Consider the following 9,195-nt stretch of genomic DNA (forward strand, 5'->3'; position numbering starts at 1 on the left):
GAGGCCGTTTATGGGGCGTTGCCAGACCCCGCGTTGCTGTGCAGGAGCTGGCTCACCCGAAAATCAGGTGCGCCACCGTAAAGATCGCCAGCCCCGCCAGGGACCCCACAACCGTTCCGTTGATCCGGATGAACTGCAGGTCCTTGCCCACCTGCAGCTCAATCTTCTGCGAGGTTTCCTCCGCGTCCCAGCGGGCAACGGTATCCGTGATGACCCCGGCAATGTCGGACCTGTAGGTCCGCACCAGATAGCCTGCGGCGTCGCCGATCCAGGCGTTGACCTTGCCGGCGAGTTCGGGGTCGTTGACCAGCCTGGAGCCGAAGTCGCGGACGGCTGCCTTGAATTTGATGGTGAGGTCGCTGTCCGGATCCTCCACGGCGCCGAGCAGGGCGTTCTTCACCGTTCCCCACGTGCGCGACGCGAGTTCCCGGACCTCAGGGTCGCCAAGGACCTGGGCCTTAATGTCCTCGGCGCGGGCGATCATCACAGGATCGTGCTGCAGGTCCTGGGCAAGGTCGTTCAGGTACTTGTCGATGGACTGCCTGACCTGGTGGTTCGGATCGGACTGCACGGCACGCACGAACTTGAGGAACTCGATGTAGACCTTGTCGCCCACCAGCCCGTCCACGAACTGCGGCACCCAGGTTGGCGAACGCTCCGAGACCAGCCGGCTGACCGTTTCGTGGTTTTCGCTGACCCAGTCGGCCGCGCGGTCCACCAGCAGGTCCACCAGCTTGTGGTGGTGCCCGTCGTGGAAAATCCGCTCCGCCATCCTGCCCACCGGAGGTCCCCACGGCGGAGTGAGAAGGTGCTTGCGCACCATTCCCTCGATGACGGCCTGGACGTCGTCGTCATTCAGGACCTTGAACAGGCCCCGGATGACCGCCGCACCCTCTTTGGCCACCCGGTCGGCGCCGGCCGGAGCGGCCAGCCACTCGCCGGCCCGCCGGGCAATGTTGACGCTGGCGAGCTTCTCCTGCACCACCTGCTCCGAGAGGAAGTTGGTCTCCACGAACTCACCCAGCGAGGCGCCGATCTGGTCTTTGCGCCGCGGAATGATGGCAGTGTGCGGGATCTTGATGCCCATCGGGTACTTGAACAGCGCGGTCACCGCAAACCAGTCGGCCAGCGCGCCCACCATGCCGCCTTCCGCCGCCGCCCGCACGTACTGCAGCCACGGGTACTCCTTCTGCAGGGCGAAGGCGAAGACAAAAACCACCGCCATGGCGATCAGCAGGCCCAAGGCCACAAGCTTCATTTTCCGCAGCGCTGCCGCCTTTTCGGCATCGCCGGCGCTGAATTGGCGGCCGACGGCGGCGGCACCTGCCTGTGCGTCCGCCGGCACCGCGCGGGATGGCTGGGCCGGGGCTTCCTGGGTAGTTGGCTCAGAGTTCACCTGCATGTGCCAAGCCTAGCCCCGCAGCAGGGGTGTGGTCGGCTACCGTGTCTCCATGACAAGTGAGGAGTCGGTGCCGCAGCGGCCCCTGGTCTTTGCCCACCGCGGTGCCAGCGCCGCGTTCGCCGAACACACCCGCGCCGCCTACCTGCAGGCGTTGGCGGACGGAGCCGACGGTGTCGAGTGCGACGTCCACCTCACGCGGGACCAGCACGTGGTCCTCCTGCATGACGCCAACCTGGACCGCACCTCGGACGGAACGGGGCCCGTGGCCGAGCGGACACTGCGCCAGCTGCGCCACCTGGACTTTTCCTCGTGGAAGGGCGCCCGCATCCCGGAGATCTACGGGGCACGCTCTGAACAGTTCCTGACCCTTCCGGAGCTGCTCGATATCCTCCGTGGAGCGGGACGGCCGGTAAAGCTCGCCATCGAACTGAAGCATCCCAGCCCCTATCAGCTCAAGCTGGAGGACAGGGTGCTCGAGGTACTCCGGGGCGAAGGCTGGAACCCGGCAGGCTCAACGGTGGACAACATCGCCGTGACATTCATGAGCTTCAGCCCGGATTCCGTCCGGCACCTGCTCCATTCTGTGCCGGCGCAATACATCTGTCAGCTGGTGGACGACATCAATATCCACGAGATCCGCGGCGGGTTGGGCCTGGGACTGATCACGGGCGGAGCCATCGCCAACCTCATGAAGGCAACCCAGCTGGAGGCCGAGCGGATCCTGGACGCGCGGCTGGCAGGCCTTGCAGGCCCGGGCATCGATTACGTGCGCGAGCATCCGGACACAGTACGGCGCTGGCTGGATGCCGGCCGGCGCTTCCGGGTGTGGACGGTGGATTCCGCGGAGGACGTGGCCCTCTGCCAGGAGCTGGGCATCCATGAAATCACCACCAACGTGCCCGCCCGGGTGCTGAGCCAGCTGCAGGTGGCCTCGCCGCAGGGAAGGTAGGACTTGGCGTGAGCAGGTACCCGGACGACGGCGGCCCCCGCCGCTGGTGGGCAGGTCCCCTGGACGTTGAGGGGCTTGCCCTGGGGGCCGTGAGTACCGCGGCCGCGGCCCTGAACCTCTACGCGGGATCGCCTGGCCGGTTCACCACCACCTCACAGCTGACCGCGGCCGCCTTCGATTCCTCAGGCCTTCTTCGGATTGCCGGCCGGAAGCTGCAGGGGTTCGCGCCTTTGTCCGGGTTCCGGCGCACGCAGGACGGCTGGATCCGGCTCCACGCCAATTACCCGCACCACGAGAAGCGGCTGATGCAGGCGCTCGGTGCTACCGCCGCAGCGGAGGTGGATGCCGCCCTCCTGGAGATGACATCGCTGGAGGCCGAAGCGGAAATTCAGGGCGCCGGCGGCATTGCCGCTGCCGTCCGGACGCGCAGTGGCTGGCTCGCCACCGGAATGGGCCAGGCGGCGGGCTCCGGTCCATGGATCTCCGTCACTTTTCCCGATGGTCAACACGCGGGGCTGGGCCTATCCAAGCCGGGGAACGGGCTTGAACTGACCGGGCTGGACATTCCACCAGCGCCCGCGCCGCACCACGCGACAGATCCCGCCCAGCCGCTCGCAGGTGTCCGGGTCCTCGACCTCACCAGGGTGATCGCCGGTCCTGTCGCCACCAGGCTCCTCGGAGCACTGGGTGCCGAAGTCCTGCGGATCGACCCGCCCGCGATGCCCGAACTTCCCGACCAGTTCGTGGACACCTGCTTCGGCAAGCGCAGCGCCGAGGCGGAGCTTGGCACCCCCGAAAACCAGCGCCGGCTGCACCAGCTCCTGACGGGCGCCGACGTGGTGGTCAGCGGCTACCGCGGAGGGGCTCTGGACCGTTTCGGGCTGCACGCCGGCGCGCTGCTGGCTTCCCGCCCGGACCTGGTGGTGGTCACGCTCGACAGCTGGGGCGGTACAGGGCCCTGGAGCGCGTGCCGCGGGTTCGACAGCATCGTCCAGGCCGCGAGCGGCATTGCCCACCTCTACGGAAAGGAGGACGACGGCGGATGGCGGCCGGGTGCCCTGCCTGTCCAGGCCCTGGACCACGCCACCGGGTACGGCGCTGCTGCCGCGGCTGTCGCCCTGCTCGCCGTCCGCCGGCAGACAGGCCTGGGCGGAGCAGCCCGGCTCTCCCTGGCCAGGACCGCCGAAGAGCTCTTCTCCCTGCCTGAGAACCTTGAGGAGGCTGCAGAATTGCCCGTTCCCGAATACCGGACCATGCCCAGCTCCTTCGGGGAGCTGCGCTATGTCCGGCCGCCGCTGTTGATCGACGGCCACCCGCTCGACTACCGCAACCCTCCGCCGCCCTATGGCAGCTCAGGGCTGGCTTGGGCCTGACGCCGCATCACGGTGGAGCGGGCGGTTTCAACCACCGGCTGCGCCTGTGATTGAGTGGAGCCATGTCTTCTCCCCGGTCCGGCCGGGCTGCCCGGATTCTCTCCGCCGCGGCCATGAGCGCCCTGCTCCTGGCCAGCGCCAGGCAGCATTTCAGGAACCCCGGTTTTTACCACCAGGTGGTTCCCGGCTACCTCTGCCGAGACGACGCATCAGCCGCAGACGGCGCCGCCAGCGCAGGCAGCACGGCAGACGGAAGTGCAGGGATGCCCGACGCCGGCCCACGCCATAGTGCGCAGCCTCCACGTCCGTTCGCCGTGCTGTCACGGGAGGAATGGATCGCAGCCAGCGGACTGCTGGAACTGGCCGCCGCCGTCGGGATCCTTGTCCCTCGGACGCGGACGGCGACCGCCACCGGACTCGCGGCGATGTTCACCGTGTTCCTGGCGGGGCATGTGGATGCGCTCCGGCGGGCCTACGGTCCGCACGGTACTCCTGCCCAGCGGAAGATCCACACGGTGCGCCTGCCGCTCCAGGCCCCGCTCATCCTGTGGGCGTGGAGCCTCCGCAGGCCGGCGCCGTCCAGCCTGACAGCAGGGCTGCTGCGGTGAAGCTGCTGGCATCTCCGGCAGTGCGGGTGGGCATCTCCATCAGCATCGCCACGGGTCTGTACGGGGTGTCCTTTGGGGCGCTTTCGGTGACATCCGGGCTCGACATCTGGCAGACCATGGCCCTGAGCCTGCTGCTGTTCAGCGGTGGCTCGCAGTTCGCGTTCATCGGGGTGGTGGGCGGCGGCGGCTCCGGCATCGCCGCGATGAGCGCCGCCACGCTGCTGGGCATGCGCAACGGCATCTACGGGATGCAGTTGAACGCCCTGCTGCGGCCCACCGGCTGGCGCAAATACGTCAGCGCCCAGCTGACCATCGACGAATCCACGGCCACCAGCACCGGCCAGACCGATCCTGCGGAGCAGCGTCGGGGATTCTGGGCCGCCGGCATCGGGATCTATGTGCTCTGGAACTTCTTCACGGCCGTGGGCGCGTTCGCCGGAAGCGGGCTGGGCGACCCCAAACAGTGGGGACTCGATGGTGCTGCCGTGGCCGCTTTCCTGGCGCTGCTGTGGCCGCGGCTCAAGGGCCGTGAACCCGTCGCAATTGCCGTGGTGTGCGCCCTGGCCACGGTGATCGCCGTGCCGTTCGTTCCGGCCGGCGTGCCCATCCTGGTGGCTGCCGTGGTTGCCGCGGTGATCGGCTGGTTCAGCCACGGCCGCAGCGACGAGGGCCTGGAGCCGGATGTGGAGCCGTACCGCGGACATCACGGCCACGACGGCCGGCGGTACACCCATTGGGGAAATGAGGGAGATCAGGGCAGCCAGGAGGATCACGACGGCGGCCGGTACCGCCGCCGGGACGGCACCGTTCCGGGAGCTGACTCATGAGCCTCTGGTTCTGGCTTTTGCTTGCCTGTGTGTTGGCCTACGCCTGGAAGCTGGTGGGCTACTTCGTGCCCGCACGGTTCCTGGAGGACCCGCGGATGTCCCGTATCGCCGGCACCATGACCATCGGACTGCTCGCGTCCCTGACCGTGGTGAACGCGGTGGCGTCCGGTCAGGCGCTGGCCGCCGACGCGCGGCTGGGCGCCCTGGCCGCGGCAGCCATAGCCCTGGCGCTCCGGGCCCCGTTCCTGGTGGTGGTCCTCGCAGGTGCAGGTGCTGCCGCCCTCTTGCGCATGCTCGGGTGGAACTGACACCGAATCCGGGCGGGACGGAAGCATGCGACGTGCCGCGCCGCAATCTGCGTGATGCAGGTCACGCCGGATGCGTGCCTGCGGCTGTACTATGAAACCGGCTGATGCAGTTGGCCGCGGAAGTTCGGCGAATGGCGACAATGGACAATCAGCTGCACGCTGCCGGAGAAAGAGCCGGCAGGCCCCACCACAAAAGCGCCCGACGGCGGGCGGGGCTGCCCCCCAAACGCTTCTACACCCGCTACGCCGGTTTGTCCGGTGTCCCGCCGGAGGACCTGGAGCAGCTCTCCGAAAGCCTGGGCCACTCGCTTGACCTTGATCCGTCGTCGCCAATTCCGGCGCTTCAGGCCCTGGTGCGGCAGGAGATCCGTAAGCGGGGAGACGCTGCCCACGGCTGACGTCCTGCCAGCATTCAAAAGTCCAACTGTGATGGACTGAAGAAAGGGCCGCACCATGTCACGGCGGCCAGGAGGAGGTACCAGATGAACGAACAGTCACCGCCCGTAGAGACGGAAGACGCCCGGGACGCCGGGGACGCCGGGAAAAAATCCGCCGAAAAGCAACTGCCGGGTCTGCCGGCAGGGGAGTACCAGGCAAAATCCCGCACCAGCTATCTTGACCCCCGGGGATCCGAATCCACCCGGGAAATGCGTGATACCGCGCGGCGCCGCCGGGACGCCGAGGAGAAGCTGCAGCAGCATCTCCTGCAGGCGAAGGACCACATCCCCAACGAACACCACCAGCACCCTGAACACAACGGCTCCGGACATCGCGGCTAGCAGGCCAAAAAGAGCCTGGCGGAAAGAAGCCCTGGCGCGCGGAAACGAGCCCTGATGCGCAGGGTGGGAATTGCGGGGGCCCAGGGGCCGGGGGAGTTGCTATGCCACTCCGTGGGCGGCGCCGTCCGGCGAGACGCTCCTGCGGCAGCTCTCTTCGACGGCCATTTCGTACCAGGCCTCCGCGCCAAATTCCGGTTCGGGAGTGTCCAGATTCTGGTAGAGGCCGTCCAGCAGGTCCGCCAGTTCCCCCGAGGTGAGCGTGGGAAGGACCTCTTCAGGCCCCCGCGGATCGTTGAGGTAGCGCGACAGCTTGGAACTGTTCATCGCACTGCGACCGTTGGGCGCCGGAAATGCAGGAACTGCTTCATGGGGATGGCTCTCCATCTCGAATGTACAGAGGCTGGCTGCGTAACCCTCTAGAAGTCTATGGCACCTGCTGGGCGCCCACAATGGTCGAAGTTGGAGGCTATGAAGGCTGGTACATATCCGTGGGCAGCAAGCTACCCGGGCAGGATACCGGCCGGCAGTGCGGCGGAAGCGGAAGCCGGCACCGGCACGTGGGCAGGAAGTGGCCGGCTTGGCCGAGTGGTCCGGATGGCATCTTCCACCAGAGCCAGCGGACGCTGCCAGGCGTCCGAGCCCGGTTCCATGGTGTCCACCACTCCGATCAGCATGGCGAGCAGGCGGAACATATCGGTCATGGAGATGTCCGCCCGCAGGCTCCCCTGTCCCTGGCCGCGGACCAACAAAACGCTGATGGATTCCATGAGGGAACCCGAAATGCCGGTCAGCAGCTCCCGGCGCCCGGCCACGGCTCCCAGCAGGTTGGCGTCCGCGCTGGCAGCATCCATCAGCGCCTCCAGCACCCGGAACAGGCCCGCGGCGGCGTCGATGTCCGCCAGGGCGCCGTCAATCACGGGATCCACGGTCAGCCGGAGTTGCCGGTTCAGCGCGGCAAGGACCAGTTCCTCCTTGTCCGCGAAATTCCGGAAGAGGGTGGCCGGGCCGACGCCGGCGGTCACTGCGATGGTCTGCAGGGGGACATCCGGGCCAAACTCACGGAAGCACTGCCGCGCCGCTGTGATGATTTTGTCCACGTTGCGCGCCGCGTCGGCACGAAGGGGCTTACGGGCGACGGCGAGACTCATGCGAAAAGGTTAGCAACGGAGCTGCAGGCGTTCACCGTTACTGGGGGGTAGGTGCTCATTGTGACGGAAGCACCCCATCCGTCCCTGCACCGGCCCCTGGCGCGTGGCAGACTGGCCTTATGCTGCTTGCTTTTTCCGTTGCCCCTTCCGGCGTTCCCAGCGAAGGTTCCCGGCCCGGTGACGCGTCCGTGCACGACGCCGTTGCCGCCGCGGTGAAAATCGTCCGGGAGTCGGGACTGCCCAACCAGACGGATTCAATGTTCACCACCATCGAGGGCGAATGGGACGAGGTGTTCGACGTCGTCAAGCGCGCCACCGAGGCAGTGGGGCAGTACGGCAGCCGGGTGTCCCTGGTGATCAAAGCCGACATCCGGCCCGGCTACACCGGTGAACTCACCGCCAAAGTGGACCGCCTGGAGGAAGCCCTGACCGACGGGTCCTGAGCAGCAGGCCTCCGGGGAGTTCCAGGACCTGTCAGTCTCTGGACCCGTACGTCGCTCCGTGCCAAACTGTGGCAATGTTCGAGCACAAGCCCCGTCCGGAGTGGATCGCCACCGAAAAGTTCCTGTCTGACGTTGTGGTTCATCCGGACCCTGCACTGCAGCAGGCCATTACCTCCGCCGCCGACGCGGGCATGCCGGCCATCGAGGTGGCACCCAACGCGGGAAAGCTCCTCAAGCTCCTGGTCCAGCTGTCCGGCGCCCGCCGCATCCTGGAAATCGGAACCCTCGCCGGTTTCAGCACCATCTGGATGGGCCGCGGCCTTCCCGACGACGGCACGCTGGTGACGTGCGAATTCCTGCCCAAGCATGCGGAAGTGGCCTGGGCCAACATCGATGCTGCCGGGCTGGGCGAGAAGGTGGAGATCCGGCTGGGGCCTGCACTGGACACCCTGGCTTCGCTCGAGGAAGAGGACAGGGAGCCCTTCGACTTCATCTTCATCGATGCCGACAAGGAAAACGACAGCCAGTACCTGGAGTGGGCGGTGCGGCTGGGGCGGCCGGGTGCCACCGTGGTGCTGGACAACACCATTTGGGAAGGTGCGGTGCTGGACCCGTCCATGGACCCGGTCAACGCCCCCGGCATCATCGAGGCCCTCCGGCTGCTGGGGGAGCACCCGGCGCTGGACGCAACGGTCATCCAAACGGTGGGTTCCAAGGGCTGGGACGGATTCGCGCTGGCCCGCATCCTCTGACGCGTCTCCGGCCTGGGCCGGTTTGACTGGCCGCACCCCAATTGTAAGTATGCTGAGCATAAGCGTCCGGCTGACGGGAAGCCGGACAGGCCGCAACGGAGGAAAATGATGAAAGCGTCACCCACCCTTGCCAGCAACCTGCAGATGGTCCTCACCGACCTGATTGAGCTGCACCTGCAGGGTAAGCAGGCGCACTGGAACCTGGTGGGCACCAACTTCCGGGACCTGCACCTTCAGCTCGACGAGATCATTGCTGCCGCACGGCTCTTCGCGGACCAGACAGCGGAGCGGATGCGTGCCCTGCATGCCCTTCCCGACGGACGCAGCAGCACGGTCACGGCGGACAACCGCCTTGAGGAGTTTCCGGAGGGCCTGACCTCCACCAAGGACACCGTCAAGGTGATCACCGCCAGGCTGGAACGCGCCGTGAAGACGATGCGCGACGTGCATGACGAGGTTGATGAAGAAGATCCCACGAGTGCCGACCTGCTGCACGCCGCCATTGAGCGCCTGGAACAGCTGGCATGGATGGTCAACGCCGAAATCATGGCACCCACCGCATCCGTCACCGAACCGTCGTCGTAAGCGTCCGGAACCCTCATCCGG

The 9,195-nt window shown here is 67.0% G+C and carries 13 protein-coding genes; 10 read left to right on the plus strand and 3 right to left on the minus strand.

The genetic code is table 11. The features are described 5' to 3' along the window. Window positions 1-52: 52 nt before the first annotated feature. The gene (locus tag P2Q66_RS19635) at window positions 53-1,402 is read right to left on the minus strand and encodes a DUF445 family protein (protein WP_275730858.1); all 1,350 of its coding nucleotides are present in this window, start codon (window positions 1,400-1,402) and stop codon (window positions 53-55) included. A 49-nt stretch (window positions 1,403-1,451) separates the two neighbouring features. Between P2Q66_RS19635 and P2Q66_RS19640 the strand changes: the two genes are divergently transcribed. The 7 genes from P2Q66_RS19640 (at window position 1,452) to P2Q66_RS19670 (ending at window position 6,246) form a co-directional block, all read left to right on the plus strand. Then, window positions 1,452-2,351 (plus strand): glycerophosphodiester phosphodiesterase family protein, encoded by a 900-nt coding sequence (locus P2Q66_RS19640; protein WP_275730859.1) that lies wholly within the window; start codon window positions 1,452-1,454, stop codon window positions 2,349-2,351. An 8-nt stretch (window positions 2,352-2,359) separates the two neighbouring features. Next, the gene (locus P2Q66_RS19645) at window positions 2,360-3,724 is read left to right on the plus strand and encodes a CoA transferase (RefSeq protein WP_275730860.1); all 1,365 of its coding nucleotides are present in this window, start codon (window positions 2,360-2,362) and stop codon (window positions 3,722-3,724) included. Between the two features lie 62 nt (window positions 3,725-3,786). Beyond that, window positions 3,787-4,332: a hypothetical protein gene (locus P2Q66_RS19650; RefSeq protein ID WP_275730862.1), complete on the plus strand. Its 546-nt coding sequence runs from the start codon at window positions 3,787-3,789 to the stop codon at window positions 4,330-4,332. After that, window positions 4,329-5,159, plus strand: coding sequence for an AzlC family ABC transporter permease (locus P2Q66_RS19655; RefSeq protein WP_275730871.1), 831 nt, complete (start codon window positions 4,329-4,331; stop codon window positions 5,157-5,159). Before P2Q66_RS19650 ends, P2Q66_RS19655 begins: the two co-directional genes overlap by 4 nt. Next, window positions 5,156-5,467: an AzlD domain-containing protein gene (locus P2Q66_RS19660; protein ID WP_079598603.1), complete on the plus strand. Its 312-nt coding sequence runs from the start codon at window positions 5,156-5,158 to the stop codon at window positions 5,465-5,467. The genes P2Q66_RS19655 and P2Q66_RS19660 overlap by 4 nt, the downstream gene beginning before the upstream one ends. Window positions 5,468-5,607: 140 nt before the next feature. Then, window positions 5,608-5,865, plus strand: coding sequence for a hypothetical protein (locus P2Q66_RS19665; protein WP_275730865.1), 258 nt, complete (start codon window positions 5,608-5,610; stop codon window positions 5,863-5,865). Window positions 5,866-5,949: 84 nt separating this feature from the next. After that, window positions 5,950-6,246 (plus strand): hypothetical protein, encoded by a 297-nt coding sequence (locus tag P2Q66_RS19670; protein WP_275730867.1) that lies wholly within the window; start codon window positions 5,950-5,952, stop codon window positions 6,244-6,246. Window positions 6,247-6,345: 99 nt separating this feature from the next. Here P2Q66_RS19670 and P2Q66_RS19675 read toward each other — a convergent pair whose 3' ends face one another. Together P2Q66_RS19675 and P2Q66_RS19680 are read right to left on the minus strand one after the other, a co-directional pair. Further along, a complete protein-coding gene (locus P2Q66_RS19675) occupies window positions 6,346-6,570 on the minus strand; it encodes a hypothetical protein (RefSeq protein WP_079598601.1) in 225 nt (74 codons plus the stop codon). A 176-nt stretch (window positions 6,571-6,746) separates the two neighbouring features. Beyond that, entirely contained in the window at window positions 6,747-7,394 is a 648-nt protein-coding gene (locus P2Q66_RS19680) for a TetR/AcrR family transcriptional regulator (protein WP_079598600.1), read from the minus strand. 119 nt (window positions 7,395-7,513) lie between these two features. Between P2Q66_RS19680 and P2Q66_RS19685 the strand changes: the two genes are divergently transcribed. From P2Q66_RS19685 to P2Q66_RS19695, 3 genes are all read left to right on the plus strand, one after another. Further along, the gene (locus P2Q66_RS19685) at window positions 7,514-7,837 is read left to right on the plus strand and encodes a thiamine-binding protein (RefSeq protein ID WP_079598599.1); all 324 of its coding nucleotides are present in this window, start codon (window positions 7,514-7,516) and stop codon (window positions 7,835-7,837) included. A 74-nt stretch (window positions 7,838-7,911) separates the two neighbouring features. Further along, entirely contained in the window at window positions 7,912-8,589 is a 678-nt protein-coding gene (locus tag P2Q66_RS19690; protein WP_275730869.1) for an O-methyltransferase, read from the plus strand. Window positions 8,590-8,697: 108 nt separating this feature from the next. Continuing rightward, window positions 8,698-9,174, plus strand: a complete 477-nt coding sequence (locus P2Q66_RS19695) for a DNA starvation/stationary phase protection protein (RefSeq protein ID WP_275730873.1) — start codon at window positions 8,698-8,700, stop codon at window positions 9,172-9,174. Window positions 9,175-9,195 lie beyond the last annotated feature (21 nt).

Origin of the sequence: Arthrobacter sp. Cr_A7, assembly GCF_029222765.1 — a bacterium.
Classification (GTDB): domain Bacteria; phylum Actinomycetota; class Actinomycetes; order Actinomycetales; family Micrococcaceae; genus Arthrobacter.

What these genes read in the sequence shown, in the direction of transcription:
- P2Q66_RS19635 (WP_275730858.1), bottom strand. Translation starts at nt 1,402, where the DNA reads ATGCAGGTGAACTCTGAGCCAACTACCCAGGAAGCCCCGGCCCAGCCA.
- P2Q66_RS19640 (WP_275730859.1), top strand. Translation starts at nt 1,452, where the DNA reads ATGACAAGTGAGGAGTCGGTGCCGCAGCGGCCCCTGGTCTTTGCCCAC.
- P2Q66_RS19650 (WP_275730862.1), top strand. Translation starts at nt 3,787, where the DNA reads ATGTCTTCTCCCCGGTCCGGCCGGGCTGCCCGGATTCTCTCCGCCGCG.
- P2Q66_RS19660 (WP_079598603.1), top strand. Translation starts at nt 5,156, where the DNA reads ATGAGCCTCTGGTTCTGGCTTTTGCTTGCCTGTGTGTTGGCCTACGCC.
- P2Q66_RS19665 (WP_275730865.1), top strand. Translation starts at nt 5,608, where the DNA reads ATGGACAATCAGCTGCACGCTGCCGGAGAAAGAGCCGGCAGGCCCCAC.
- P2Q66_RS19670 (WP_275730867.1), top strand. Translation starts at nt 5,950, where the DNA reads ATGAACGAACAGTCACCGCCCGTAGAGACGGAAGACGCCCGGGACGCC.
- P2Q66_RS19675 (WP_079598601.1), bottom strand. Translation starts at nt 6,570, where the DNA reads ATGAACAGTTCCAAGCTGTCGCGCTACCTCAACGATCCGCGGGGGCCT.
- P2Q66_RS19680 (WP_079598600.1), bottom strand. Translation starts at nt 7,394, where the DNA reads ATGAGTCTCGCCGTCGCCCGTAAGCCCCTTCGTGCCGACGCGGCGCGC.
- P2Q66_RS19685 (WP_079598599.1), top strand. Translation starts at nt 7,514, where the DNA reads ATGCTGCTTGCTTTTTCCGTTGCCCCTTCCGGCGTTCCCAGCGAAGGT.
- P2Q66_RS19690 (WP_275730869.1), top strand. Translation starts at nt 7,912, where the DNA reads ATGTTCGAGCACAAGCCCCGTCCGGAGTGGATCGCCACCGAAAAGTTC.
- P2Q66_RS19695 (WP_275730873.1), top strand. Translation starts at nt 8,698, where the DNA reads ATGAAAGCGTCACCCACCCTTGCCAGCAACCTGCAGATGGTCCTCACC.